We start from the raw sequence: 25,697 nt of genomic DNA, 5'->3' as shown, positions 1-25,697 counted from the left end.
GCCGCCAAGATAGGAAGGCCGCCGCCCGATGACAGGGGGTCAGCCCTTGCGCCGCCAGAAGGGCCGCGTGCTGCCCGATTGCAGCACGCCGCGCCGGAACAGCCGCGCCCCCAGCGTCACGAAGATCGCCACCCACAGCGCCTGCCACGCCAGCGCCAGCGCATGCGGCCAGAGCGAGGGGCTCGCCGCCGCCATGCCCGCCATCGCGAAGGGCGAGGATAGCGGGAATATCTCCGCCACCCGTGCCAGCCAGCTGTCGGGCTTGGACAGGCCGCTCAGCGTCAGGGTGAACATGCCGACCTGGACGATCGTGATGGGCAGCGAGAGCATCTGGATCTCGCGCATCGTGGTCGCCTGCGCGCCGATCGTCAGGAATACCGATCCCAGCAACAGATAGGCCATGGTGAAATAGCTGACGAACAGGATCGCGAATATCGGCAGCCCGACCGCCGGGGACAATTCGCCGACCACCCCGCTGAACGCCGGGGGAAGGACGCTCGTCACCTGGCCCAGCACCGTGCCCCAGAAGCCGACGAACAGCACCGCCACCCCGAACATGCCCAGCAGCTTGCCCAGGAACACCGCCTCCAGCGGCACGGCGGCGGCCAGCACCTCGATCACCTTGTTCGAGCGTTCCTCCGCCATGGTGCCGACGACCTGCCCCGCCAGGAACAGGGTCAGGAAGAACACGCCGAACACCGCCAGGAACGCGGTCTGGTTCTGCCCGCCCAGCGTCGCGCGCTGGCGCGAAAAGCTGATCTTGGTCGGCGTGACGCGCGGCAATTTTCCGCCCAGCCGCTCGGCCGCCAGCGCGCTGCCCGCCAGCACGGCCAGATAATCCGCCGCGCGCGAGCCGCGTGCGCCATAGAGCAGGGTCGGCCGGTCGAGCGGGCCATAGAGCACCGCGGTCGCGTCATAATCCCGCGATTCGAACGCGGCGCGCGCCTGGGCCGCCGGATCGCGTGCCGGGGCAAGGGTGACCAGCGCGGGCGGCTCCTCATCGCGGCGGAAGATCGCGCGCGACCGCCGGTCGGCCTCCACGAAGCTGCCCGCCAGGGCGTCGGGGACGATCGCGACGATGCGGACATGGTCGGCGCCGTGATCGGCGGCCTGCGCCGCGCCCATCGCGCCGATGGTGCTGAACGCGACCATGATGAGCGGCGCGAACAGGAACAGGAGGAAGATCGGCGTGAAGACGGTCGCGATGAAATCGCGGCGTGCGATCGTCATCGTCTGGCGGATCAGGCGGCGGGTGGAATTCATGCCGCAATCTCCTCGGCGGGCGCACCGACGATGCGGACAAAGGCTTCGTGCAGGCTGGGGCGCTCGATCGACAGGTTCAGCACCCCGGCCCCGGCCGCGAGCAGCCGTCCGAGCACCGGCTCGATCCCCTCATCGGGCAACGGGAATCGCCAGTCCTCGCCGTCGCGCACCGCATCGGCGGGCAAGAGCGGCGGCAGGACCTGCACGGGATCGCGCGGACGATACCGGACCCAGGAGCGCAGCGTGCCGCGCGCCTCGTCCACCGTCCCCTCAAACCGCCGCTGTCCGCCCGCGATGATCGCCAGCCGGTCGCACAGCCGCTCGGCATGCGCCATGACATGGGTGGAGAACAGGATCGTCGCTCCCCGGTCGCGCTCACCCAGGATCAGCGATTCCAGCCGTTCCTGGTTGACCGGGTCGAGGCCCGAGAACGGCTCGTCCAGCACCAGCAGCTTCGGGCGGTGCACGACCGAGCCGAGCAGCTGGACCAGCTGCGCCATGCCCTTGGACAATTTGCGGATCTTGTTGTCGGCGGCGTGGCCGAGCCCGGCCTGCTCCAGCAGTTCGACCGCGCGGGCGCGCCCGGTCGCCCAGTCGAGCCCGCGCAGCGCGCCCATGAAGGCGATCGCCTCGCGCGCCTTCATCGCCGGGTACAGCCCGCGCTCCTCCGGAAGATAGCCGACCATGTCGCTGGCATCGCGCGGATGGGCATGGCCCAGCAGCGTGCGCTGCCCCTCATCGGGTTCGATGATGCCGAGCAGCATCCGAAGCGTGGTCGTCTTGCCGGCGCCGTTGGGGCCCAGCACGCCGTACACCGCGCCGGTCGGCACCGCGATGTCGACCCCATCGACCACCCGGCGATCCCCGAAGCGTTTGGCGAGGCCCGAGGCGCTGACCGCCCACTGATTATCCACGCAACTGTTCCTCCCTGAATGCCTGTGGTAGCGGGCTGATGTGGCGCAAGACAAGCTGGAAACCCGGATCAAGGCGAAGGCGGCCGAACTGGGCTTTGCCGCGATCGGCATCACCCATGCCGACGCCGCGCCCAGGACCGTCGAGCGGCTGCACCAATGGCTGGCCGAGGGGCGGCACGGATCGATGATCTGGATGGCCGACCGCGCGCACCAGCGGCAGAGCCCCGCCAGCCTGTGGCCCGAGGTGAAGAGCATCATCTCGCTGGGCGTCAGCTATGCCCCCGCCGAGGACCCGATGCGGCTGGCCGATCACGGGCGGATCGGGCGCATCTCGGTCTATGCGCAGGGGGCCGATTATCACGACGTGGTGAAGCGGCAACTGAAGGCGTTGGGCCGCTGGCTGGCGCAGGAGGGGGCTTGCGACCTCAAGGTCTTTGTCGACACCGCGCCGGTCATGGAAAAGCCGCTGGCCGAGGCGGCCGGGCTGGGCTGGCAAGGCAAGCATACCAACCTCGTCAGTCGCGAGCATGGCAGCTGGCTGTTCCTGGGGGCGATCTACACCACGCTGGAACTGGAGCCCGACGCGGTGGCGCGCGACACCTGCGGCCGGTGCGACGCGTGCCAGCGGGCGTGCCCGACCGACGCCTTTCCCGCGCCCTATCAGCTCGATGCGCGGCGGTGCATTTCGTATCTCACGATCGAACATGCGGGGCCGATCCCGGAGGAATTCCGAGCGGCGATGGGCAACCGCATCTATGGCTGCGACGATTGCCTGGCGGTGTGCCCGTGGAACAAGTTCGCGGCGGCCGCGCAGGCGAACATGGCGTTCCATCCGCGTGCCGAACTGACCGCGCCGGAGTTGGGGGATTTGCTGTCGCTCGACGACGCGGGTTTCCGGCAGGTTTTCGCCGGGTCGCCGATCAAGCGGATCGGGCGGAACCGGATGGTGCGCAATGCTGCGATTGCGGCGGGGAATAGCGGGGCGGCGGAGCTGATGCCGGTGTTGCGGGGGTTGTTGGGGGATGCCGATCCGGTTGTCGTCGAAGCCGCAGAATGGGCCTTGGGGCGGTTGGGTGAGGTTGGTGCCTAGCCCCCGGCCCTCCCCCATCCCCTCCCGCTTGCGGGAGGGGTGCGTTGCTTGGCGAGTGGTCTGCAGAAGTAACGAGCGCGTCGCTTTTTGAAGCGCAAATCCGTGCGGCTAGGCACGCCCCTCCCGCAAGCGGGAGGGGATGGGGGAGGGCAAGGTGTCTCACCGAGCCCCCACCCCAAATAATCAATCCACCCAATCCAACCCGATATCCTTATAGACCGAGCGATCCTCGTCCCAGCCCGGCTTCACCTTCACGTGCAGATACAGATGCACCTTGTGCCCCAGGATGCGCGACAGTTCCTCGCGGGCCTTGGCGCCGATCTCCTTGATCCGCACGCCGTTCTTGCCCAGCACGATCGCGCGCTGGGTCGGGCGTTCGACCAGGATCTGCTGGTGGATCTCGACCGATCCGTCCTCGCGCTCCTTATAGGCCTCGGTCTCGACCGCGCTGGCATAGGGCAGTTCGGCATGGAGCTGGAGATAGATCTGCTCGCGCGTCACCTCGGCGGCCAGCGCGCGCTCGGTCGCGTCGGAGACCTGGTCCTCCGGATAATGCCAGGGCCCCTCGGGCATCAGCTTGGCCAGATGCGCCTTCAGCTCGGGCAGGCCGTCGCCGGTCTGCGCCGAGACGAACCAGATCTCGTCGAACGCCACCACCGCGTTCAGCTTTTCGGCATGGCCCAGCAACCGCGCCTTGTCGGCGATGTCGACCTTGTTGAGGATCAGGTGCTTGGGCTCGGGCCGGTGCGCGATCGACTCCGCGATGGCGGTCACCTTCGGCCCGATCCCGCCCTTGCCGTCGACGACCAGCGCCAGGATGTCGGCCCCCTCCGCACCTTCCCAGGCGGCGGCGACCATCGCGCGGTCCAGGCGGCGCTTGGGCTCGAAGATGCCGGGGGTGTCGACCAGCAGGATCTGCGCATCCCCCTCGATCGCCACGCCGAGCAGCTTGGCGCGAGTCGTCTGCGCCTTGGGGCTGACGATCGCGACCTTCTGGCCGACCAGCGCATTGACGAGGGTGGATTTTCCGGCATTGGGCGCGCCGACGACGGCCACGAGGCCGCAACGTTGTTCAGTCATGCCCCAGCGGTACAGGCGAAGCGGCCCTGCCTGCAAGGAAAAGCCCGCATGGACGGATCGTCACATCGCGATCAGTACCCGGCCATTCGTCACCGGCCATATCCCCGCTCCGTTTTCGCAAAGGAATGCATGTCATGAAGACCCTGATGACCACCCTGTCGGCCGCGATCCTGCTGACGGCGGCGGGCCCCGCCTCGGCCAAGGGCTGCCTCAAGGGCGCGGCGGTCGGCGGCGTCGCCGGGCATTTCGTCGGCAAGGGCCATGCGGTGCTGGGCGCGGTCGCGGGTTGCGCGATCGGACACCACCGCGCGAAGGTTCAGGCCAGGAAGGAAGCGGCGGCCGCCAGGGGACGTTGATTTCGGTGCTTGGGCGGGGTCGGGGCTTGGCCTTCGACTTCGCTCAGGCTGAACGGCTGTTGTTCAAAACGGCCTTCTTCCCCAACCTCCGTTCAGGCTGAGCGAAGTCGAAGCCCACGCCCCGGCCCTTCCCCCCGCTCAGGCCTTCAGCTTCGCCAGCAACGCCTTGGCGGCGGCCGTCTCCGCTTCCTGCTTGTTCGCGCCGCTCGCGCTGGCCTCCGCCGTGCGACCGATCCGCACGGCCACGGTAAAGCGCGGCGCATGGTGCGGTCCCGAGCGATCCGTCACCACATATTCGGGCGCCTTGCGATTATGCGCGGCGGCCCATTCCTGCAGCGCCGACTTGGGATGCTGCGGCGCCTTGCCCTGCGCATGCACGCGGTCGCCCCAGGCCTTGCGGATGAAGCCGCGCGCCGCGTCCAGCCCCGCCTCGCGATACCAGGCACCGATCAGCGCCTCCATCACGTCGCCCAGCACATTGTCGCTGTCCGACGCGCCGTCATCGCGCGCCTGCTTGCCCAGCCGCAGATGCTCGCGCACCCCCAGGTCGCGCGCGACATCGGCGCAGACCGCACCCGTCACCAGCGAATTGAGACGCCGCGACAGCTGCCCCTCGGGCTCGTTCGGGAATTGCTCCCACAGCCATTCGGCCATGACCAGCCCCAGCACCCGGTCGCCGAGAAACTCCAGCCGCTCGTAATTTTCGGCCGCCTGGCTGCCATGGGTCAGCGCACGCTGGAACGGCGCGGTGTCGGCGGGCGCGCGGCCGAAGATCGCCTTCAGCCAGTCATCCACCGCGCTCAAAACCCTTCTCCGATCCGCTTCCAGCGCGCGGCGGTCACCCAGGTCCATGGCTTGATCCATTCGGCCGAACCATCGGTCGAGAAGAAGGTCACCGCGGCGCGCCCCTCCAGCCGGTCCATCGGGATCATCCCCATGCCCATCGGCGGCGCGAAGCGGCTGTCGGCCGAATCGTCGCGATTGTCGCCCATCAGGAAGACCCGCCCGGCGGGCACGGTATAGACGCCGGTATCGTCGCGATCGGGGAAATTGCCCTGGTCGATCACGTCGTAGCTCTTGCCACCCGGCAGCGTCTCGCGGAACCGGGGATAGCGGCAGACCGACCGGCCGCCGACCGAGTCGAGATAGGCCGCGCCGCACTCGGTCGGCCCGAAATTGGGGGTCAGCGGCAGGACGAAATCGGCGACGCGCTGCTTGGGGACAGGACGGCCGTTCAGGATCACCTGCCCGTTCGTCACCTGGATCGTATCGCCGGGCAGGCCGATTACCCGCTTGATGACGTCATGATCGTCGGGCCCCGGCGAGCGGAACACCACCACATCGCCGCGCGCCGGATCGCGGCCCAGGATACGGCCGGGCAGCAACGGCACGCCGAACGGAAGGGACCAGCGCGAATAGCCGTAATTCCACTTCGTCACGAACAGGTAATCGCCGATCAACAGCCGTGGCAGCATCGATTCCGACGGGATCACGAAGGACGTGACGATGAAGCTGCGCAGGATGAAGACGAACAGTGCCAGCTTCAGGAAGAAGCGTAGCGTATCCTTCGCTTCCGACGATTTGGGCGATGAGGGGGACGTGTCGGCCATGGTCGTCGGGTTCGCGCAACCCGCTCGCCTCGTCAAGCGGCTTCCCCCTTTCGCCGCGTTCGCCTCGGCGATACGGGAACCGCCCCTGCGTTCGGCGGTACAGTCCATCAAGCATGACCGATTTCATCCTCAACCTGATCGCCTGGGGCGGCTATTTCGGCATCTTCCTGCTGATGGCGCTGGAAAATATCCTGCCCCCCATCCCGTCCGAGGTCATCATGGGCCTGGGCGGCATGGCGGTCGCGCGCGGGCAGATGGAGATGATTCCGCTGATCCTGTGGGGCACGGCGGGGACCACGGCGGGCAATTATGCCTGGTACGCGGTCGGCCGCCATATCGGCTATGAGCGGTTCCGCCCCTTTATCGATCGCCATGGCCGCTGGCTGACGATGGAATGGCGCGATGTCGAGCGGCTGCACGAGTTCTTCGTCCGGCATGGCGGCTGGGTGGTGTTCGTGTTCCGCTTCATGCCCGCCTTCCGCACCCTGATCTCGCTTCCCGCCGGGATCACGCGAATGCCGCTGGCCAAGTTCCTGATCTGGACCTTTGCGGGCAGCACGATCTGGAATGCCATCCTGGCCTATGCGGGGCTTTGGCTGGGCGCCAATTTCGAGGCGATCGACCGCTATGTCGGTCCCGCCGCCATCGTGATGACGGGGGCGATCGCGGTCGGCTATCTCTGGCGGGTCTTCACCTGGAAGCCACGCGGCGAGCGATGATCCGCCCGCGCCTCAGGCGCGAGGATGCGCGGTCCGATAGATGTCGAGCAGCCTTGCGGCATCGACCTCGGTATAGATTTGCGTCGAACTCAGGCTGGCATGGCCGAGCAGTTCCTGAAGCTGGCGCAGATCGGCGCCCCGGCCCAGCAAATGGGTGGCGAAACTGTGCCGCAGCGCATGCGGCGTCGTCCGCGCTGCCAGCCCCAGCCGCTCCCGCGCCGCCTGGACCGCGCGCCGGATGATCGTGGGCGACAGCGGCCCGCCCTTGGCACCCCGGAACAGCGGCTCGTCGCCCGCCACCGCAAAGGGCATCTGCGCGGCATAGGCCTCGATCGCGGCGCGCAGTTCGGGCAGCAGCGGCACGATCCGCGTCTTGTTGCGCTTGCCGGTGACGCGGATCGTCTCGCCCAGCGGCAGGATGCCCGCCGGCAGCGACAGCGCCTCCCCGATCCGCAGCCCCGCGCCATAGAGCAGCATCAACACCGCCCAGTCGCGTGCGGCGATCCAGGGCTCGGCGGCGTTTTCCGCGACATCCTCGCCCAGCGCCATGATGTCGGCGGGGGCCTGGGGGCGGGGGATCGTCCGTTTGCGGCGCGGGCCCTTCATCGGCGGCGGCTCAGCGCCCGCCCAGCGAAGGAAATGGCGCACCGCCGACAATTCCCGCGCCGTCGACGCCGATGTCAGCCCCTCCCCGCGACGCCGCGCGAGATAGGCGCGCAGGTCGGCGGCGGTCAGGCGGGCGAGCGCCCCGCCGTCCATGGCCTCGCCCCAATGCTCGCCCAGGAAGCCGCACAGCCGCCCGGCCGTGGCGACATAGGCCCGCACCGTATGGTCGGACCGTCGCAGGTCCACTGTGAGATGGCGGTAATAATCGGCGATCAGCGCGGTCATAGGCGCGAAACGATGACAGGCAGCGGCGCGGCGGCAAAGATAAATCGGTTAGGATTCAGATGAAACGGTCGTCATAAAGACCATGATCTCGCCCGTTTCGTCCGCCTCTCCGATCCGCTTCAGCCCGTTGTCGGGCCAGGACGCCCCGGCGTCGGCGCCATCGCCTTTCGACAAGCCGAAGGGGCCGACCACCATCTCGATTTCCCGCGAGGCGTTCGAGGCGCTGGAGACCTTGGAGAAGGGGGCCGTCGCGAAACCCCAGGACCCCGTGACCTATGACAAGACGGTCAAGGCGCTGCTCGCCGCCCGCCAGGACGTGATCGGGCGCGGCGGGGGTATCGATCTGGGCGATACCGGCAACACGCTCGTCACCAATCCCTATACCGCGCCCTTCGCGGCCGATGTCGCCCCGCTCTATGGGATGCTGAAGGACGGCGCATCGGCGAACGAGGCTCTCACTGCCGCGCTGACGAGCGTCCTGCCGCAGCAGGGGCAGCGCACCGACACCACCTATGCGGCCGAATTCGCACTGAAGCATATGAAGATGACCGCAATCGCCGACCGCCTGATCGCCCCCGAGCATAAGGAGGAAGCCACCGCGATCCTCGGCCGGGTGTTCGACAGCATGGCCGACGCCACCCCGATCCGGGCCGACCTCGCCGCATCGACCCTCACCATCGCCCGCAGCGGCGAGGATGCCGACACACGCGTTTCGCAGATCGTCGCGCTGGTGAACAAGTCCTTGGATGCCGGTCGTCAAAATATGCTGACCGACCGGCAACGCCACGAACTGACGGAAATGACGGACTCCTGGCAGGACTTCCAAAAACTCCTGCCCCGTGACGCCAGCGCCCCCGTCACAGCATAAGGCCGATCGACGTTCGGGATGGCCTTTCCTTCCCTCGCCCCTCGCAGAGGGGAGAGGGTTGCGCAGACTTGGCCTTTGCGAGAGCAAAGGCTTAGTCGGAGCTGGGTGAGGGGTGGGCGCTCGCAAAGCGAGCGCGCGAGCCCTTGGGCTCGCTCAACCCCTCACCCAAGCTGCGCTAGCCAGCAAGCTGACAAGCTCCGCTAACCCTCTCCCCTGTCCAGGGGAGAGGGAAGAAGAAATACCGAACGTCGATCCCCCTTGGAAACGTGCAACGAAAAAGGGGGCCGCTCCCGATCGGAAGCGGCCCCCTTTGCCATTGCGTCATGCGGTCGGTCAGCGATCGAGGATCGCGTCGATCGCCGCACCCACATCGTCCATGCCGGCCATGCCGTCGACCCGCGTCACGATGCCGCGCGCCTCATAGATCGGCAGGATCGGCGCGGTCTTGGCGCGATATTCGGCCATCCGCGTCCGCACCGTCTCGGCATTGTCGTCGGGACGCCGCTTAAACTCGGTCGAGCCGCAGACGTCGCAGACGCCCTCGACCTGGGTCGGCTTGAAGCTGTCATGATAGCCCGCGCCGCACGAGGCGCAGGTGAAGCGGCCGGTGATCCGCTCGACCAGCGCATCCTCGTCCACCGCCAGCTCGATGACATGGTCCAGTGACTTGCCGCGCTCGGCGAGCAGCACGTCCAGCGCCTCGGCCTGCGCCGCGGTGCGCGGATAGCCGTCGAAGATCGCGCCGCCTTCGGCCTCGGCCGCATCCAGCCGCTCGCCGATCAGCGCCGAAACGATCGCGTCCGACACCAGCTCGCCCGCATCCATCACCGCCTTGGCCTGAAGCCCGACGGGGGTGCCCGCCTTGACCGCCGCGCGCAGCATGTCGCCGGTCGACAGCTGCACCATGCCGCGATTCGCCACCAGCCGCTGCGCCTGGGTCCCCTTGCCCGCGCCCGGCGGCCCCAGCAGGATGATGTTCACGCCCACGTCATTCTCCCCTGTTTTCCGCTAGTCCCGTCCGCGCCTCAGCGCAGGCGGCCACCCTTCAGCTTCGCCTTCTTGATCAGGTCGCCATATTGATGCGCCAGCAGATGGCTCTGGATCTGGGTCACCGTGTCCATCGTCACGTTGACGACGATCAGCAGGCTGGTCCCACCCAGATAGAAGGGAATCTGCAGCGCCGACACCAGATATTCGGGCAGCAGACAGATGATCGTCAGATAGGCCGCGCCGATCACCGTGATACGGGTCAGCACGTAATCGAGATAGGTCTCGGTGTTCTTGCCCGGACGGATGCCCGGAATGAAGCCGCCATAGCGCTTCAGATTGTCCGCCGTCTCCTCCGGGTTGAAGACAACCGCGGTGTAGAAGAACGAGAAGAAGATGATGCCAGCGCCGTAAAGCAGCATGTACACGGGGCTGCCGTGCTGCAGATACTGGTTGAGGCTGATGATGAAGTCGCCCCAGCGGCTCTCGCCCGCGACGCGCTGCCCTGCGAACTGCGAGATGGTCAGCGGCATCAGCAGCAGCGACGAGGCGAAGATCGGAGGGATCACGCCTGCGGTGTTGATCTTCAGCGGCAGGTGGCTGCGATCGGCCTGCATCCCGCGCTGCGTCGCGCGCTTGGGATACTGGATCAGGATCCGGCGCTGCGCGCGCTCCATGAAGCAGATGAACAGGACGAGGACGACGACCGCGACGATGATGCCGATCAGGCGGACCGGATCGATGCTGCCGGTACGGCCGCCTTCGAGCAGGTTGACCAGCGTCGTCGGCAGATGCGCGACGATACCCGCCATGATGATCAGCGACACGCCGTTGCCGATACCGCGGCTGGTGATCTGCTCACCCAGCCACATCAGGAACATCGTACCGCCGATCAGCGAGATGACCGCCGCGATGCGGAAGGTCATGCCCGGCTCGATCACCGCCTGGATGCCCTGGCTGGCGCCCAGCGTCTCGAGGCCCACGGCGATGAAATAGCCCTGGATCGCGGTCAGCAGCACCGTGCCGTAGCGGGTGTACTGGTTCAGCTTCTTGCGGCCGCTCTCGCCTTCCTTCTTGATGGCGGCGAGCTGCGGGCTCAGCGAGGTCGCGAGCTGGATGACGATCGACGCCGTGATGTACGGCATCACGCCCAGCGCGATCAGCGACATGCGACTGAGCGAACCGCCCGAGAAGGTGTTGAAGAAGTCGAGCACGCCGCCCGTGGTCTTCTGGCTCAGCAGGCCCAGCGCGGTCGGGTCGACGCCCGGCAGCGGGACATAGCTGAGCAGGCGGAAGACGATCAGCGCGCCGATCGTGAACCACAGCCGCTTCTTGAGGTCGGTGGCCTTGGCGAATTTCGCCAGGCTGATGCTTTGCGCCATCTGGTCGGCTGCGGATGCCATAGCTGTTGCGTTATCCTGGAAACGAAAAACGGCGGGATGCGTTTTGAACCGCCCCGCCGCTCATATAGGCGCGAAGACGCGCTTGTCTAACCCGGATGCAAAATCCGCCGCTGTCAGGGATGGCGTGGCGCCATTCGACAGCGGCGGATCCTATCCGGTTCAGGCCTTGGCGGCGAGCTTCGCGGCGCGGGCCTGGCCCTTCTTCGCGGCGGCCTTCTCGGCGGCGGGCACGACGTGCGGCACGTCGACCGAACCACCGGCCTTCTCGACCGCTTCACGTGCCGAGGCCGACACGCCCTGCACCACGAACGACAGCTTGGCGGTCAGTTCGCCCTTGCCGAGCAGACGGACGCCGTCCTTGCCGCCACGGGCGAGGCCGGCGGCCTTCAGCGCGGCGTGATCGATCGTGCCGTCGGTCTTCAGCTTGCCCGAGTCGACCGCCTTCTGGATCGCGCCCAGGTTCACCTCGGCATAGTCCTTGGCGAAGATGTTGTTGAAGCCGCGCTTCGGCAGGCGCATGTGGAGCGGCATCTGACCGCCCTCGAAGCCCGCGATGGACACGCCCTCACGGCTCTTCTGACCCTTGACGCCGCGACCACCGGTCTTGCCCTTGCCCGAACCGATACCGCGACCGACGCGGATCTTGGACTTGCGGGCACCCTGGTTGTCGAAAAGTTCGTTCAGCTTCATGATTTGCACTCGCTTTCGCTTGTTTCGCGCATGGCCGTCATTCGAGAAGAATCACGACCGCTGGATAAAAGGAAGGGGGCCGCATAGCCCCCTTCCCCGTGTTTGTCACTGTTCAATGTGACGGATATGAGACCGGGACCTCATCCCTCTCTCCGTTCGCACTGAGCGAAGTCGAAGTGCAAGCCGAGCGGCGTGGCCTTCGACTACGCTCAGGCTGAACGGAGCGCAGGATCGATCCCGAAGTGCCTCAGTCCACCACCTGAACCATGTGCTGCACCTTGCGGATCATGCCACGGACTTCAGGGCTGTCCTGAAGCTCGGCGACCTTGTGCATCTTGTTGAGGCCCAGGCCGACGAGGGTCGCGCGCTGGTCCTTGGTGCGGCGGATCGGCGAACCGGTCTGCTTGATCTTGATGGTTGCCATGGTCGCTTACTCCACGACGGCCGCGGCTTCCGCCTCGGCAGTCTGCTGGGTGGCACCGTGACCGCGACCCAGCAGGTCGGCGATCTTCTTGCCACGACGCTGCGCCACCGCCTTGGGCGAGGTCTGGTCGCCAAGCGCTTCGAAGGTGGCACGGATCATGTTGTACGGGTTCGAGGTGCCGATCGACTTCGTCACCACGTCGGCAACGCCAAGCGATTCGAAGATCGCGCGCATCGGACCACCGGCGATGATGCCGGTACCCTGCGGCGCCGAACGCACCGTCACGCGGCCCGCACCGAAATGGCCGTTGCCATCATGATGCAGCGTGCGACCGTCCTTCAGCGGAACGCGGACCATCGCCTTCTTGGCGGCAGCCGTCGCCTTCGAGATGGCTTCCGGCACTTCGCGCGCCTTGCCATGACCAAAGCCCGCACGTCCCTTGCCGTCGCCGACCACGACGAGCGCGGCGAAGCCGAAGCGCTTACCGCCCTTCACGGTCTTCGAGACACGGTTGATGTGGACGAGCTTTTCGATCAGCTCTTCGCCCTGCTCCTCGGCGCCACCGCGACGGTCGTCGCGACGACCACGGTTGCCGTCACGGCCGCCACGGCCGCGATCGCCGCCCGGACCACGGCCACGGCCGCCCCGGGGACCGCGACCCTGGGTCGCGTCCTGCGCGGCGCCTTCGGCACCGGCAACGGCCACGTTGTTCTCGTCAGCCATATTAGAACTCCAATCCCGCTTCGCGTGCCGCCTCGGCCAGCGCCTTGACGCGACCGTGGAACAGGAAGCCGCCACGGTCGAAAACGACCTGCGTGACGCCGGCGGCCTTGGCCTTCTCGGCCACGCGCTTGCCGACTTCGCTCGCCGCTGCGACGTTCGCGCCCGACTGGCCGCGTGCGTCCTTTTCCAGCGTCGAGGCCGAAGCCACGGTACGACCGGCCTCGTCGTCGATCACCTGGGCATAGATGTGCTTGCCCGAGCGATGCACCGACAGGCGCGGACGGGTGCCCGCACGCGCACGCAGCGCGGTACGGTTGCGCCGACGGCGCTTCTCGAAAAGAGAGAGACCCTTGGTCATTACTTCTTCTTCCCTTCCTTGCGGAAGATGAACTCGCCGTCGTACTTGATGCCCTTGCCCTTATACGGCTCGGGCTTGCGCCAGCGACGGATCTCGGCGGCCAGCTGGCCGACCTTCTGCTTGTCCGAACCGCTGATCTCGACGGTGGTGGCGTCCGGCGTCTTCACCTCGATGCCTTCCGGCACGTCGATATTGACGTCGTGGCTGTAGCCGAGCTGCAGCTTCAGGGTCTTGCCCTGCGCGGCGGCGCGGTAGCCGACGCCGGTGATGACCAGCTTCTTCGAGAAGCCTGCGGTCACACCGGTCACGAGGTTCTGCACCATGGTGCGCTGCATGCCCCAGAAGGCGCGGGCGCGCTTCGTGGCGTTGGCAGGCTGCACCGCGATGGCGTCCGCCTGGACGTCATAGGTGATCTCGTCAACGAGCGGCATGGACAGGGTGCCCTTGGGACCCTTCACGCTCAGCACCTTGTCGGCGATGGTCGCGGTGACGCCGGCCGGAACCGGGACCGCCTTCTTACCGATGCGGCTCATCAGAACACCTCCGCCAGGACTTCGCCACCGACATTCTGCTCGCGCGCTTCGGCGTCCGACAGAACGCCACGCGGCGTCGACACGATGGTGATGCCCAGGCCGTTGCGAACGCGCGGAAGCTCCTGCGCGCCCGAATAGATACGGCGGCCGGGCTTGGACACGCGCGCGACATGCTTGATCGCGGGCTGGCCTTCGAAATACTTCAGCTCGATGCGGATGCCGGCCGCAGGGCCCATCTGCTCTTCGCTGTAGCCACGGATATAGCCTTCGCGCTGGAGCACGTCGAGCACGCGGGCGCGCAGCTTCGACGCAGGCGTCAGGACGGAGTCCTTGCGCGCGCGCTGGCCGTTGCGGATGCGGGTGAGCAGGTCACCCAGGGGATCGGTCACTGCCATCTCAAATGGTCCTTACCAGCTCGACTTGGTGACGCCGGGGATCAGGCCCTTGTTGGCCAGATCGCGCAGCATGACGCGAGCGAGACGGAACTTGCGGTAATACGCACGCGGGCGACCGGTGATCTCGCAGCGGTTGCGGATACGGGTCGGATTGCCGTTGCGGGGGATCTCGGCCATCTTCAGGCGCGCGATCAGACGCTCGGTCTCATCGAGGCTCTGGTCGTTCGCGATCGCCTTCAGCTTCGCGTACTTGCCGGCATACTTCTTGACGAGAAGGCGACGCTTCTCGTTCTTGTTGATTGAACTCAGTTTCGCCATGGACTTAAGCTCTTTCTGTAAGGACCCCCTCCCCGGCGTGGAGAGGGGGCAGTCCGGTTACGCCGCCTTCTTCTCGTCGGCAGCGTCTTCCTTGGGGAACGGGAAGCCGAAGAGACGGAGCAGCTCGCGCGCCTCGTCGTCGGTCTTCGCCGTGGTGGTCACGATCACATCCATGCCGCGCACCTTGTCGATGCGGTCATAGTTGATTTCGGGGAAGATGATCTGTTCCTTGATGCCGCAGGCATAGTTGCCGCGACCGTCAAAGGACTTCGGATTCAGGCCGCGGAAGTCGCGAACGCGCGGCAGCGCAATCGTGATGAAGCGGTCCAGGAATTCGTACATGCGCTCGCGACGCAGCGTGACCTTCACACCGATCGGCATGCCTTCACGCAGCTTGAACTGCGCGATCGACTTCTTCGCCTTGGTGATGACGGGCTTCTGACCCGCGATCAGCTCCATCTCGGAGGCAGCCTGGTCGACGCGCTTCTTGTCCTGCGTCGCTTCGCCCACGCCCATGTTGAGCACGATCTTCTCGATCCGGGGGATCTCGTTGACGTTCTTGTAACCGAACTTGTCGGTCATCGCCTTGATGATGCTATCGTCGTAGATAGCCTTCATGCGGGGCTTGTAATCAGCCATCGATCTTCTCCCCGGTCTTGACGGCGACACGGACCTTCTTGCCATCCTGCGTCTCGAAACGGACGCGGGTCGGCTTGCCATCGGCGGTCACGTGCGCGACCTTCGAGATGTGCAGCGGCGCAGCGGTGCGCTCCAGGCCACCCTGCGGGTTCGCCTGGGTGGGCTTGCGGTGACGGGTGGCGATGTTGACGCCGTCCACGACGACCTTGCCGTCCTTCGGCATCGCCAGCGACACGGTGCCGGTCTTGCCCTTGTCCTTGCCGGACAGGACGATGACGCGATCGCCCTTCTTGATCTTGGCGGCGGCCATTACAGCACCTCCGGAGCCAGCGAGATGATCTTCATGTGCTTCTTGCCGCGAAGCTCACGCACCACCGGGCCAAAGATACGGGTGCCGATCGGCTCCTCGTTCTTGTTGACCAGCACGGCGGCGTTACCGTCGAAACGGATCACCGAACCGTCGGCGCGACGGATGTCCTTGGCGGTACGCACGATCACCGCGCGGTGAACGTCGCCCTTCTTCACGCGGCCACGCGGCTGCGCTTCCTTGACGCTGACGACGATGATGTCGCCGACCGATGCGGTACGGCGCTTCGAGCCGCCCAGCACCTTGATGCACTGCACCCGCTTCGCGCCGCTGTTGTCAGCGACGTCGAGATTGGACTGCATCTGGATCATGGATCCGCTTCCTTCTCTCTACCTGGGGTGGATACCGACCCGACCCCGCCTTAAAAAACGACCCCCGGCGCAGGGATGACCCGCGCCAGGGGGAGAGGCCCCATAGCCACTCCTGGTGCGAAAGGCAAGCGAGTCGCTTGGGCCTTTCGACCAATCCGCTCGATGCCCCGAAGGGCGCCCTTTTCAACCCGAACCCCGCCCTTTCACGCGGAAAGAGCGGGGTCGGATGTCAAAAGGTTCAGCCCTCTGCCGAGGCCCGTTCCGGCGTCGTGTGGGTGTTCACCCGCTCGATCACCTTCCAGGTCTTCAGCTTCGAGATCGGGGCGGTCTCTTCGATCCGCACCGTCTCCCCGGCCTTGAACTCATTGCTCTCGTCGTGAGCATGATACTTCTTCGACCGACGGATGATCTTGCCGTAGAGGGGGTGCTTGACCTTCCGCTCCACATTGACGACGACCGTCTTGTCGGTCTTGTCCGAGACAATCACCCCGGTCAGCACGCGCTTCGGCATGTGTCTCGGTCCTTACTTGGCAGCCGCAGCGGTGCGCTGCGCCTGGATGGTCTTGATCCGCGCGATGTCGCGACGGACTTCCTTGACCCGGCTGGGCTTTTCGAGCTGGCTCGTGGCCGCCTGGAAGCGCAGGTTGAACTGCTCACGCTTCAGGTTGCCCAGCGCCTCGACGAGCTGGTCGTCGCTCTGGCCGGTATATTCAGTCTTGGCCATTACTCGCCTCCGAGGTGCGAGGTGTCGCCCAGGCGGGCAACGACCTTGGTCTTGATGGGCAGCTTCATCGCGGCGCGCTCGAATGCCTCAGCGGCCAGCGGGCCGTCGACGCCGTCGAGTTCGAACAGGATGCGACCCGGCTTCACGCGGGCGGCCCAGAATTCCGGCGAACCCTTACCCGAGCCCATGCGGACTTCGGCGGGCTTCGACGAGACGGGGACGTCCGGGAAGATGCGGATCCAGAGACGACCCTGGCGCTTGATGTGACGCGTGATCGCGCGGCGAGCCGCCTCGATCTGGCGAGCGGTGATCCGCTCCGGCTCCATGGCCTTCAGGCCATAGGAACCGAAGTTCAGGCTCGTGCCGCCCTTCGCATCGCCGTGGATGCGGCCCTTGAAGGCCTTGCGGAACTTGGTGCGCTTTGGTTGCAGCATGTTCTTTGATCCTTAGCGGCGATGATCGTCGCGCGCCGGGCGCACGCCGGAGGTCTGAGCCTCCATCATCAGCCGGTCCTGCGCCATGGGGTCATGGCCCAGGATCTCGCCCTTGAAGATCCACACCTTCACGCCGCACACGCCATAAGCGGTGTGCGCCTGCGCTTCGGCATAGTCGACGTTCGCGCGCAGCGTGTGCAGCGGAACGCGGCCTTCACGATACCATTCGGTCCGCGCGATTTCCGCGCCGCCCAGACGGCCGCCGCAGGTGATACGGATGCCTTCGGCGCCCAGACGGAGCGCCGACTGCACCGCACGCTTCATGGCGCGGCGGAACGCGATACGGCGCTCCAGCTGGTCGGCGACGCCCTGTGCGACGAGCTTGGCGTCGATCTCGGGCTTGCGGATCTCGACGATGTTCAGCGACACGTCGGACGAGGTCATCGAACCCAGCTTCTTGCGAAGCTTTTCGATGTCGGCGCCCTTCTTGCCGATGATCACGCCCGGACGCGCCGCGAAGATCGAGATGCGGCACAGCTTGGCCGGACGCTCGATGACGACCTTCGAGATCGCGGCCTGGGGCAGCGTCTTCATGATGTACTGGCGGATCTTCAGATCCTCCAGCAGCAGGCGGCCATAATCATGGCCTTCGGCGAACCAGCGGCTGTCCCAGGTGCGGTTGATCTGGAGACGCAGGCCGATCGGATTGCTCTTCTGACCCATTATGCTTCTTCCTGCTCGCGGACGACGATGCGGAGCCGCGAAAACGGCTTCAGGATGCGGGTGGACTTGCCACGGCCGCGCGTCGCGAAACGCTTCATGGTGATCGACTTGCCGACCGACGCCTCGGCGACGACGAGCGAGTCGACGTCGAGGTTGTGGTTGTTCTCGGCATTGGCGATCGCGGAGGCCAGGATCTTGCGCGCGTCGACAGCCATCGCCTTCGTCGAGAAGGCCAGGATGTTCATCGCGTCGCCGACCTTCTTGCCGCGGATCAGGGCCGCGACCAGATTCAGCTTCTGCGCCGAACCACGGATCTGCGTGCCGACCGACAGCGCTTCCTTGTCACCGACCTTGCGGGGGGATGCGGGCTTCGACATCAGCGCTTACCCTTCTTGTCGGCAGCGTGGCCGGGGAAGTAGCGCGTGGGCGCGAATTCACCGAGCTTCATGCCGACCATGTCCTCGTTCACCGAGACGGGAACGAACTTGCGACCATTGTAGACGTTGAAGGTCAGGCCGACGAACGACGGCAGGATGGTCGAGCGACGCGACCAGGTCTTGATCGGACCTGCGCGGTTGCCAGCATCCTGAGCCACTTCGGCCTTCTTCAGGAGATGGAGGTCCACGAAAGGACCCTTCCAAACGGAACGAGCCATTGCGTGTTAGCCCTTCTTCTTGGCGTGACGGCTACGGATGATCATCTTGTCCGTCGCCTTGTTGTGACGAGTGCGCGCACCCTTCGTCGGCTTGCCCCACGGGGTGACCGGATGACGGCCGCCCGAGGTCCGGCCTTCACCACCGCCGTGCGGGTGGTCGACCGGGTTCTTCGCAACACCGCGGGTCAGCGGGCGATGGCCCTTCCAACGGTTGCGACCAGCCTTCGCCAGGTTGGTGTTGCCGTTGTCGGGGTTCGACACCGCGCCGACGGTCGCCATGCAGTTCGCATGGATGTAGCGCTGCTCGCCCGAGTTCAGACGGACGATGACCATGCCCTTGTCGCGGCCCACGACCTGCACATAGGTGCCGGCCGAACGTGCGATCTGACCGCCCTTGCCGGGCTTCATCTCGACGTTGTGGACGATCGTGCCGACCGGCATCTGGCCCAGTTCCATGGCGTTGCCCGGCTTCACGTCGGTCTTCTTGCCCGCGATCACCTTGTCGCCGACAGCGAGGCGCTGCGGAGCGATGATGTAGGACTGGTCGACCTTGCCGGCTTCGTCGGTGCCATAGTTGATGAGCGCGATGAAGGCGGTGCGGTTGGGATCATATTCGATCCGCTCCACGGTGCCCTCGACGTCCCACTGGCGACGCTTGAAGTCGATGAAACGGTAGCGCTGCTTGTGGCCGCCCGCGATGCCGCGGCTGGTCACATGGCCCTTGTTGTTGCGGCCGCCGGTCTTACGCTTGCCTTCGGTGAGCGCCTTGACGGGCGCGCCCTTCCAGAGCGCCGAGCGGTCGACGAGGATCAGGCCGCGGCGGGCCGGGCTCGTCGGGTTATAATGCTTGAGTGCCATCGGCTCAGATCCCCGTCGTCACGTCAATGGACTGACCGTCCTTGAGGGTGACGATCGCCTTCTTCATGTCCGAGCGCTGGTACGGAGCGCCCTTCCACTTCTTGGTCTTGCCCTTCTGGACGATGGTGTTCACGCCGGTGACGTTGACGTCGAACAGCGCTTCCACCGCCGCCTTGATCTCGGGCTTGGTAGCACCGGGGGCGACCTTGAACACCACGGCGTTGTGCTCGCTCAGGAGCGTCGCCTTCTCGGTGATGTGCGGCGCGACGATCACGTCGTAATGACGCGGATCGACCGCCTTCTGCTGCTTAGCCATGGAAACGGGCCTCCAGCTTTTCGACAGCCGAGCGCGTCAGCACCAGGGTGTCATGCTTCAGAATGTCGTAGACATTGGCGCCAGCAGCCGGAAGGACGTTGATTTCCTTCAGGTTGCCTGCTGCCAGTGCGAACGACGTCTCGACGGCGTCGCCATCGATGACCAGCGCGGTCTTGCCGAAGCCGAGCTTCGCCAGATCGCCCTGCAGCGTCTTCGTCTTGTTACCGGCAACCGCCAGATCGTTCATCACGATCAGCGAACCCGCCTTGGCATGGCTCGACAGTGCCATCTTCAGGCCCAGGGCGCGAACCTTCTTGTTCAGACCCGGGTTGAAGTCGCGGACGCGGGCGCCGTGCGCCTTACCACCGCCGATGAAGACGGGGGCCCGACGATCGCCGTGACGAGCGACACCGCCGCCCTTCTGGCGACCGAGCTTCTTGCCCGAACGCGCGACATCGGCGCGCTCACGGGTGCCGCGCGCGGTGGCGCGACGCTTTTCCAGCTGCCAGGTCACAACGCGGTGCAGGATGTCGGCGCGCGGATCGAGGCCGAAGACCTCGTCGTTGAGCTCGATGTCCGCGGCGTCGGTGCCGGCGAAGGATTGAACCTTGACCTTCACGACTTAGCCCTCCTGGCTCTCGGTGGCTTCCGGAGCAGGCTCGGCAGAAGCGTTGTTGTTGGCGGCCGCCTTGATGCTGGCGGGGAACGGGGCGTCCGCGTGGCGCGAAACCTTGACCGCGTCCTTGACGATCAGCCAGCCACCCTTCGAGCCGGGCACCGAGCCCTTGACGAAGATCAGGCCGCGCTCGACGTCGGTCGACACGATTTCGAGGTTCTGCTGCGTGCGGTTCTTGTCGCCCATGTGGCCGGCCATCTTCTTGTTCTTGAAGACGCGGCCCGGATCCTGACGGTTACCGGTCGAACCATGCGAACGGTGCGAGACCGAGACGCCGTGGGTCGCGCGCAGACCACCGAAGTTCCAGCGCTTCATCGCACCGGCAAAGCCCTTACCCTGGGTACGACCCTGGATATCGACATACTGGCCGGGGACAAAATGGTCGGCGGAGATTTCCGCGCCGACGTCCAGCAGGCCGTCTTCGTTCACGCGGAACTCGACCAGCACCTGCTTGGGCTCGACTTCGGCCTTGCCGAAGTGGCCACGCTGCGGCTTGGCAACATTCTTGGTCTTGGCGACACCTGCACCAAGCTGGACGGCGGTGTAGCCGTCACGATCCATCTCGCGGCGAGCGACGACCTGTACGCCTTCAAGCGCCAGGACGGTGACCGGCACGTGCCGACCATCGTCCTGGAACAGGCGGGTCATCCCCAGCTTCTTCGCGATCACGCCGGTACGCATGATCCTGTTCCTTCCTCGACAGAGGCCCCCAAGAACCATTCAAGGGGGGCATATCCAGCCCGATTAAAGCGAAACGAGCCCCCGTCCCGGGCTGGCGACCGGCGAACCGGTCAGACGGGGGACGCTGCCCCGGCACCATCCCGCTTGCGCGAGACCACCGGGCGGTATCCCTTAAGAGTGCCGGATCGCGGGAGCGACCTCGGCGCGTTCTCCGGTAGCTTCAGGCCGGAGAAACGCCAAAATCCCGTGGGACGGAATCGTCGACCACGGGAATGCCGGCTCTCTTACGCCAGCTTGATCTCGACATCAACACCTGCGGCGAGGTCGAGCTTCATCAGCGCATCGACGGTCTGCGGGGTCGGCTGCACGATGTCCAGCATCCGCTTGTAGGTGCGGACCTCGAACTGCTCGCGCGACTTCTTGTCGATGTGCGGACCACGGTTGACCGTGAACTTCTCGATGCGCGTCGGAAGCGGGATCGGACCGCGGATAAGAGCGCCGGTGCGGCGCGCGGTGTCGGCGATGTCGCCGGTCGCCTGATCGAGCACGCGATGGTCGAACGCCTTCAGACGAATGCGGATATTGCTGTCCATGATCCCTACCGATGCGAAAGAGCGGGCTTTCCGGTTGCGATCGCGGTGAGCGGCAAGTGCGATCGGCTATCCGACCGGGCACTCGACCGTTCGCCGTGAAGGCGACCCTGGGCCGAAACAAACTCTGGGTTACGACAAGAGCGGAAAACCACCCCTGCCCTCACTAAAAGCAAACGGCCGACTCCGGTGTGCCCGGTGCCAGCCGATTCCCTCAAGGCGTGTGCCTATACGCATATGCCGGGGGTGCCGCAAGGGGTGGGTGCGGTTTTTGTTGAGGGGGATGGAACCAGAGCCCCCAATCCGGAAAACCCCTAACCCCGTTCAGCCTGAGCGAAGTCGAAGGCCACGGGAAAACAGCGACCGCCGGGCGTGCACTTCGACTTCGCTCAGTGCGAACGGTGTCGGACCGCCCTCACCCTTCCCACCCGCTGGCGCGGGCGGGCCCCCTCCCTCTCCCGGCGGGAGAGGGAGGGAGGCGCGTAGCGCCGGAAGGGTGAGGGTGTCGTGTCCCGGAAATCGCAAACGAAAAAGGCCGACCCCGTCGCCGGGGCCGGCCCTTTCTTAACAAGTTTCAGGCTTTCGCCCGAGACTTACTTGTCGATCGAGCTGACGACGCCCGCGCCGACGGTACGGCCGCCTTCACGGATCGTGAAGCGCTGACCGATGTCCATGGCGATCGGAGCGATCAGCTTCACGCCCAGAGCGACGTTGTCGCCCGGCATGACCATCTCGGTGCCCTCGGGCAGCTCGACGGTGCCGGTCACGTCGGTCGTGCGGAAGTAGAACTGCGGACGATAGTTCGCGAAGAACGGGGTGTGACGGCCGCCTTCTTCCTTCGACAGGACGTACACTTCCGACTGGAAGTCGGTGTGCGGGGTGATCGAACCCGGCTTGGCCAGAACCTGACCACGCTCGACTTCGTCACGGGCAACGCCACGGATCAGCGCGCCGATGTTGTCGCCAGCCTGGCCCGAGTCGAGCAGCTTGCGGAACATTTCGACGCCGGTGACGGTGGTCTTGCGGGTGTCGTTGATGCCAACGATCTCGACTTCTTCACCAACCTTGATGATGCCGGTTTCGACGCGGCCGGTGACGACGGTGCCGCGACCCGAGATCGAGAACACGTCTTCGATCGGCATCATGAACGGCTTGTCGAGCGGACGCTCCGGCTGCGGGATGTATTCGTCGACCTGCTTCATCAGCTCGAGAACGGCATCCTTGCCGAACTTGTCGTTCGAACCCGACAGCGCGCAGGTCGCCGAACCCTTGACGACGGGGATGTCGTCGCCCGGGAATTCGTACGAGCTCAGCAGCTCGCGGATTTCCAGCTCGACCAGCTCGAGGATTTCCTCGTCGTCGACCAGGTCGACCTTGTTCATGAACACGACCATCGCGGGCACGCCGACCTGGCGGGCGAGCAGGATGTGCTCGCGGGTCTGCGGCATCGGGCCGTCGGTCGACGAAACGACGAGGATCGCGCCGTCCATCTGCGCCGCGCCGGTGATCATGTTCTTCACATAGTCGGCGTGGCCGGGGCAGTCGACGTGCGCATAGTGGCGCGCTTCGGTCTCATACTCGACGTGGGCGGTCGAGATGGTGATGCCGCGCTCACGCTCTTCCGGCGCCTTGTCGATGTTCGCGAAGTCCACCGCCGCGTTGCCGGCGACGTTGTCGGCCAGAACCTTGGTGATCGCTGCGGTCAGCGAGGTCTTGCCGTGGTCGACGTGGCCGATGGTGCCGATGTTGAGGTGCGGCTTGTTCCGCTCGAATTTTGCCTTTGCCATTTTCCTACCTTCTGAATCGAATTCGGTGCCGCATCCGAGGCCACGCGAACGCGGCCCCATAGCGGGTGTTTGAAGCGATTGCCAGCCCCTAGCGTGTCCGCGCCCCCAGTTGCCCCGAGGGCGCGACGGACGCTGTTAGGCCATCTTCGCCTTGACCTCGTCCGCAACATTCTGCGGCACTTCGTCATAGTGCGAGAACTGCATCGAGTACTGCGCACGACCCTGGGTGAACGAGCGGAGCGCGTTCACATAGCCGAACATGTTGGCCAGCGGGACCATCGCCTCGACCGTCTGCGCGTTGCCGCGCGTGTCGGTGCCCTGGATCTGGCCGCGACGGCTGTTCATGTCGCCGATGACGTCGCCCAGATAGTCTTCCGGGGTCACGACCTCGACCTTCATGACCGGCTCGAGCAGCGTGATGCCCGACTTCTGGGCCGCTTCGCGCATCGCGCCGCGGGCACAGATTTCGAACGCCAGCGCCGACGAGTCGACGTCGTGATACGCGCCGTCATACAGCAGGACCTCGAAGTCGATGATCGGGAAGCCGACCAGCGAACCGGTTTCCGCGGTTTCACGGAAGCCCTTCTCAATCGCGGGGATATATTCCTTCGGAATGTTACCGCCCTTGATCTCGTCCTTGAAGACGAAGCCCGAACCACGCTCGCCCGGGGTCAGCTTGACCTTCACGCGGCCGAACTGGCCGGTGCCGCCCGACTGCTTCTTGTGCGTGTAGTCGATGTCGACCGGCTTCTTGAGGTATTCGCGATACGCCACCTGCGGCGCACCGACGTTCGCCTCGACCTTGAACTCGCGCTTCATGCGGTCGACCAGGATCTCGAGATGGAGCTCGCCCATGCCCTTGATGATGGTCTGGCCCGACTCGGCGTCCGAGGTCACGCGGAACGAGGGGTCCTCGCGAGCGAGACGATTGAGCGCGACGCCCATCTTCTCCTGGTCGGCCTTGGTCTTCGGCTCCACCGACAGCTCGATCACGGGCTCGGGGAATTCCATCCGCTCGAGGATGATCGGGGCGTTCTGCGCGCAGAGCGTGTCACCGGTCGTGGTGTCCTTGAGGCCCGCCAGAGCGACGATGTCGCCGGCATAGGCTTCCTGGATGTCCTCACGGCTGTTCGCATGCATCAGCAGCATGCGGCCGATCTTTTCCTTCTTGTCCTTGACCGAGTTCAGGACCTGCGACGAGGTCTCGAGCTTGCCCGAATAGATGCGGGCGAAGGTCAGCGAACCGACGAACGGGTCGTTCATGATCTTGAACGCCAGCGCCGAGAAGGGCTCGGTGTCCGACGAAGGACGCTCGTCCGGCGTCTCGCCGTCGAGCTTCACGCCCTTGATGGCCGGAACGTCGAGCGGCGACGGCAGATAGTCGATGACCGCGTCGAGCAGGGGCTGCACGCCCTTGTTCTTGAACGCCGAGCCGCAGACCACGGGGACGAACGCCATTTCCAGCGTGCCCTTGCGGATCAGCGCCTTGAGTTCGGCGACCGAAGGCTCGTTGCCTTCCAGATACGCTTCCATCGCGGCGTCGTCCTGCTCGACGGCCATTTCGATCAGGTCGCTGCGATACTTCGCGGCCTTTTCCTTCAGGTCATCGGGGATGTCCTGATATTCGAACTTGGCGCCCAGCGACTCTTCGAGCCAGATGATCGCGCGGTTCTCGACCAGGTCGACCAGGCCCTTGAAGCCGCCCTCGATGCCGATCGGCAGATACAGGACCGCCGGACGCGCGCCCAGGCGCTCGATGATCGAGTTCACGCAGAAATAGAAGTCGGCGCCGGTGCGGTCGAGCTTGTTGACGAAGCACATGCGCGGCACGCCGTACTTGTCGGCCTGACGCCACACGGTTTCCGACTGCGGCTCAACACCCGCCACGCCGTCGAAACAGGCGACCGCGCCGTCGAGCACGCGGAGCGAACGCTCCACCTCGATGGTGAAGTCGACGTGCCCGGGGGTGTCGATGATGTTGATGCGGTTGTCGTTCCAGAAACAGGTCGTCGCGGCCGACGTGATGGTGATGCCGCGCTCCTGCTCCTGCTCCATCCAGTCCATGGTGGCGGTGCCTTCGTGCACTTCGCCGATCTTGTAGGACTTGCCGGTGTAATAAAGAATGCGCTCGGTCGTGGTCGTCTTGCCGGCATCGATGTGCGCCATGATGCCGATGTTGCGATACTTCTCGAGCGGATGGCTGCGGGCCATGATCGATCTTCCTCAAGCGTAGGGGGGAGCCGGTTGGCCCGGCTCCCCCTTATATAGGCTGTTTGCGTGACCAGCGGAAGACCGCCGGCACCGCACCCCGAAA

At 65.6% G+C, this 25,697-nt stretch carries 35 protein-coding genes; 4 read left to right on the top strand and 31 right to left on the bottom strand.

The window, feature by feature from the left end; genetic code table 11:
- Positions 1-39 precede the first annotated feature (39 nt).
- Together QE385_RS14640 and QE385_RS14635 are read right to left on the bottom strand one after the other, a co-directional pair.
- The gene (locus QE385_RS14640) at positions 40-1,263 is read right to left on the bottom strand and encodes an ABC transporter permease (RefSeq protein WP_307103029.1); all 1,224 of its coding nucleotides are present in this window, start codon (positions 1,261-1,263) and stop codon (positions 40-42) included.
- On the bottom strand, positions 1,260-2,177 hold the full coding sequence (locus tag QE385_RS14635) for an ABC transporter ATP-binding protein (protein WP_307103027.1): 918 nt from the start codon (positions 2,175-2,177) through the stop codon (positions 1,260-1,262). Before QE385_RS14635 ends, QE385_RS14640 begins: the two co-directional genes overlap by 4 nt.
- A 40-nt stretch (positions 2,178-2,217) precedes the next feature.
- Here QE385_RS14635 and queG point away from each other — a divergent pair, with 40 nt between their 5' ends.
- Positions 2,218-3,267: a tRNA epoxyqueuosine(34) reductase QueG gene (queG, locus tag QE385_RS14630; protein ID WP_307103025.1), complete on the top strand. Its 1,050-nt coding sequence runs from the start codon at positions 2,218-2,220 to the stop codon at positions 3,265-3,267.
- Positions 3,268-3,450: 183 nt separating this feature from the next.
- Here queG and era read toward each other — a convergent pair whose 3' ends face one another.
- A complete protein-coding gene (gene era, locus QE385_RS14625) occupies positions 3,451-4,347 on the bottom strand; it encodes a GTPase Era (RefSeq protein WP_307103023.1) in 897 nt (298 codons plus the stop codon).
- Positions 4,348-4,481: 134 nt separating this feature from the next.
- On the opposite strand from era, the gene QE385_RS14620 reads away from it, so the two are divergent.
- A complete protein-coding gene (locus tag QE385_RS14620) occupies positions 4,482-4,703 on the top strand; it encodes a hypothetical protein (protein ID WP_307103021.1) in 222 nt (73 codons plus the stop codon).
- A 138-nt stretch (positions 4,704-4,841) separates the two neighbouring features.
- Here QE385_RS14620 and rnc read toward each other — a convergent pair whose 3' ends face one another.
- Positions 4,842-5,549, bottom strand: coding sequence for a ribonuclease III (gene rnc, locus QE385_RS14615; RefSeq protein ID WP_373424724.1), 708 nt, complete (start codon positions 5,547-5,549; stop codon positions 4,842-4,844).
- Complete coding sequence (lepB, locus tag QE385_RS14610; RefSeq protein ID WP_307103017.1) at positions 5,504-6,313, bottom strand: signal peptidase I; 810 nt, start codon at positions 6,311-6,313, stop codon at positions 5,504-5,506. The genes rnc and lepB overlap by 46 nt, the downstream gene beginning before the upstream one ends.
- A gap of 113 nt (positions 6,314-6,426) precedes the next feature.
- On the opposite strand from lepB, the gene QE385_RS14605 reads away from it, so the two are divergent.
- On the top strand, positions 6,427-7,032 hold the full coding sequence (locus tag QE385_RS14605) for a DedA family protein (RefSeq protein ID WP_307103015.1): 606 nt from the start codon (positions 6,427-6,429) through the stop codon (positions 7,030-7,032).
- A gap of 12 nt (positions 7,033-7,044) precedes the next feature.
- On the opposite strand, the gene QE385_RS14600 is transcribed toward QE385_RS14605, so the two are convergent.
- Positions 7,045-7,923, bottom strand: a complete 879-nt coding sequence (locus tag QE385_RS14600; protein ID WP_307103013.1) for a tyrosine recombinase XerC — start codon at positions 7,921-7,923, stop codon at positions 7,045-7,047.
- An 82-nt stretch (positions 7,924-8,005) separates the two neighbouring features.
- On the opposite strand from QE385_RS14600, the gene QE385_RS14595 reads away from it, so the two are divergent.
- Entirely contained in the window at positions 8,006-8,791 is a 786-nt protein-coding gene (locus tag QE385_RS14595; protein ID WP_307103010.1) for a hypothetical protein, read from the top strand.
- Positions 8,792-9,124: 333 nt separating this feature from the next.
- Here QE385_RS14595 and QE385_RS14590 read toward each other — a convergent pair whose 3' ends face one another.
- The 25 genes from QE385_RS14590 to fusA all read right to left on the bottom strand — a co-directional run bounded on the left by QE385_RS14590 (position 9,125) and on the right by fusA (position 25,594).
- On the bottom strand, positions 9,125-9,772 hold the full coding sequence (locus QE385_RS14590) for an adenylate kinase (RefSeq protein ID WP_307104741.1): 648 nt from the start codon (positions 9,770-9,772) through the stop codon (positions 9,125-9,127).
- Between the two features lie 44 nt (positions 9,773-9,816).
- Positions 9,817-11,181, bottom strand: coding sequence for a preprotein translocase subunit SecY (secY, locus tag QE385_RS14585; protein WP_307103009.1), 1,365 nt, complete (start codon positions 11,179-11,181; stop codon positions 9,817-9,819).
- Between the two features lie 159 nt (positions 11,182-11,340).
- Entirely contained in the window at positions 11,341-11,871 is a 531-nt protein-coding gene (gene rplO / locus QE385_RS14580; protein WP_307103006.1) for a 50S ribosomal protein L15, read from the bottom strand.
- Positions 11,872-12,118: 247 nt separating this feature from the next.
- Positions 12,119-12,295 carry a 50S ribosomal protein L30 gene (gene rpmD / locus QE385_RS14575; RefSeq protein WP_307103004.1) on the bottom strand — a complete coding sequence of 59 codons (177 nt, stop codon included), beginning with the start codon at positions 12,293-12,295 and terminating at the stop codon, positions 12,119-12,121.
- A 6-nt stretch (positions 12,296-12,301) separates the two neighbouring features.
- Positions 12,302-13,018: a 30S ribosomal protein S5 gene (gene rpsE, locus QE385_RS14570; protein WP_307103002.1), complete on the bottom strand. Its 717-nt coding sequence runs from the start codon at positions 13,016-13,018 to the stop codon at positions 12,302-12,304.
- A gap of 1 nt (position 13,019) precedes the next feature.
- On the bottom strand, positions 13,020-13,376 hold the full coding sequence (gene rplR, locus QE385_RS14565; protein WP_007406066.1) for a 50S ribosomal protein L18: 357 nt from the start codon (positions 13,374-13,376) through the stop codon (positions 13,020-13,022).
- A complete protein-coding gene (gene rplF, locus QE385_RS14560) occupies positions 13,376-13,909 on the bottom strand; it encodes a 50S ribosomal protein L6 (protein ID WP_307102999.1) in 534 nt (177 codons plus the stop codon). Before rplF ends, rplR begins: the two co-directional genes overlap by 1 nt.
- Positions 13,909-14,304, bottom strand: coding sequence for a 30S ribosomal protein S8 (gene rpsH, locus QE385_RS14555; RefSeq protein ID WP_037569377.1), 396 nt, complete (start codon positions 14,302-14,304; stop codon positions 13,909-13,911). Before rpsH ends, rplF begins: the two co-directional genes overlap by 1 nt.
- 12 nt (positions 14,305-14,316) lie before the next feature.
- On the bottom strand, positions 14,317-14,622 hold the full coding sequence (gene rpsN / locus QE385_RS14550) for a 30S ribosomal protein S14 (protein WP_007406083.1): 306 nt from the start codon (positions 14,620-14,622) through the stop codon (positions 14,317-14,319).
- 57 nt (positions 14,623-14,679) lie between these two features.
- Complete coding sequence (gene rplE / locus QE385_RS14545) at positions 14,680-15,261, bottom strand: 50S ribosomal protein L5 (protein WP_307102997.1); 582 nt, start codon at positions 15,259-15,261, stop codon at positions 14,680-14,682.
- Positions 15,254-15,571, bottom strand: coding sequence for a 50S ribosomal protein L24 (gene rplX, locus QE385_RS14540; RefSeq protein WP_261269266.1), 318 nt, complete (start codon positions 15,569-15,571; stop codon positions 15,254-15,256). The genes rplE and rplX overlap by 8 nt, the downstream gene beginning before the upstream one ends.
- On the bottom strand, positions 15,571-15,939 hold the full coding sequence (gene rplN / locus QE385_RS14535; RefSeq protein WP_007406105.1) for a 50S ribosomal protein L14: 369 nt from the start codon (positions 15,937-15,939) through the stop codon (positions 15,571-15,573). The genes rplX and rplN overlap by 1 nt, the downstream gene beginning before the upstream one ends.
- A 238-nt stretch (positions 15,940-16,177) precedes the next feature.
- Complete coding sequence (rpsQ, locus tag QE385_RS14530; RefSeq protein ID WP_037569382.1) at positions 16,178-16,450, bottom strand: 30S ribosomal protein S17; 273 nt, start codon at positions 16,448-16,450, stop codon at positions 16,178-16,180.
- 12 nt (positions 16,451-16,462) lie between these two features.
- Positions 16,463-16,663, bottom strand: coding sequence for a 50S ribosomal protein L29 (gene rpmC / locus QE385_RS14525; RefSeq protein ID WP_007406063.1), 201 nt, complete (start codon positions 16,661-16,663; stop codon positions 16,463-16,465).
- Entirely contained in the window at positions 16,663-17,097 is a 435-nt protein-coding gene (rplP, locus tag QE385_RS14520; protein WP_007406071.1) for a 50S ribosomal protein L16, read from the bottom strand. Before rplP ends, rpmC begins: the two co-directional genes overlap by 1 nt.
- A gap of 12 nt (positions 17,098-17,109) precedes the next feature.
- A complete protein-coding gene (rpsC, locus tag QE385_RS14515; RefSeq protein ID WP_007406047.1) occupies positions 17,110-17,820 on the bottom strand; it encodes a 30S ribosomal protein S3 in 711 nt (236 codons plus the stop codon).
- Positions 17,820-18,197, bottom strand: coding sequence for a 50S ribosomal protein L22 (gene rplV / locus QE385_RS14510; protein ID WP_042491177.1), 378 nt, complete (start codon positions 18,195-18,197; stop codon positions 17,820-17,822). Before rplV ends, rpsC begins: the two co-directional genes overlap by 1 nt.
- Positions 18,197-18,475 carry a 30S ribosomal protein S19 gene (gene rpsS, locus QE385_RS14505; RefSeq protein ID WP_037569384.1) on the bottom strand — a complete coding sequence of 93 codons (279 nt, stop codon included), beginning with the start codon at positions 18,473-18,475 and terminating at the stop codon, positions 18,197-18,199. The genes rplV and rpsS overlap by 1 nt, the downstream gene beginning before the upstream one ends.
- Before the next feature lie 6 nt (positions 18,476-18,481).
- On the bottom strand, positions 18,482-19,333 hold the full coding sequence (gene rplB, locus QE385_RS14500; protein WP_042491179.1) for a 50S ribosomal protein L2: 852 nt from the start codon (positions 19,331-19,333) through the stop codon (positions 18,482-18,484).
- A gap of 4 nt (positions 19,334-19,337) precedes the next feature.
- Positions 19,338-19,649 (bottom strand): 50S ribosomal protein L23, encoded by a 312-nt coding sequence (locus tag QE385_RS14495; protein ID WP_042491181.1) that lies wholly within the window; start codon positions 19,647-19,649, stop codon positions 19,338-19,340.
- On the bottom strand, positions 19,642-20,268 hold the full coding sequence (rplD, locus tag QE385_RS14490; RefSeq protein WP_056430747.1) for a 50S ribosomal protein L4: 627 nt from the start codon (positions 20,266-20,268) through the stop codon (positions 19,642-19,644). Before rplD ends, QE385_RS14495 begins: the two co-directional genes overlap by 8 nt.
- Before the next feature lie 3 nt (positions 20,269-20,271).
- The gene (gene rplC, locus QE385_RS14485; RefSeq protein ID WP_056430750.1) at positions 20,272-21,006 is read right to left on the bottom strand and encodes a 50S ribosomal protein L3; all 735 of its coding nucleotides are present in this window, start codon (positions 21,004-21,006) and stop codon (positions 20,272-20,274) included.
- A gap of 284 nt (positions 21,007-21,290) precedes the next feature.
- Positions 21,291-21,599, bottom strand: coding sequence for a 30S ribosomal protein S10 (gene rpsJ, locus QE385_RS14480; RefSeq protein ID WP_007406109.1), 309 nt, complete (start codon positions 21,597-21,599; stop codon positions 21,291-21,293).
- A gap of 590 nt (positions 21,600-22,189) precedes the next feature.
- Positions 22,190-23,383, bottom strand: coding sequence for an elongation factor Tu (gene tuf / locus QE385_RS14475; protein ID WP_007406059.1), 1,194 nt, complete (start codon positions 23,381-23,383; stop codon positions 22,190-22,192).
- A gap of 135 nt (positions 23,384-23,518) precedes the next feature.
- Positions 23,519-25,594, bottom strand: a complete 2,076-nt coding sequence (gene fusA, locus QE385_RS14470; RefSeq protein ID WP_294235119.1) for an elongation factor G — start codon at positions 25,592-25,594, stop codon at positions 23,519-23,521.
- Between the last annotated feature and the right edge of the window lie 103 nt (positions 25,595-25,697).

This window comes from Sphingomonas sp. SORGH_AS_0950 (genome assembly GCF_030818415.1).
In the GTDB taxonomy this organism is placed as follows: domain Bacteria; phylum Pseudomonadota; class Alphaproteobacteria; order Sphingomonadales; family Sphingomonadaceae; genus Sphingomonas.
This window is presented reverse-complemented; position numbering and strand designations above follow the sequence as displayed.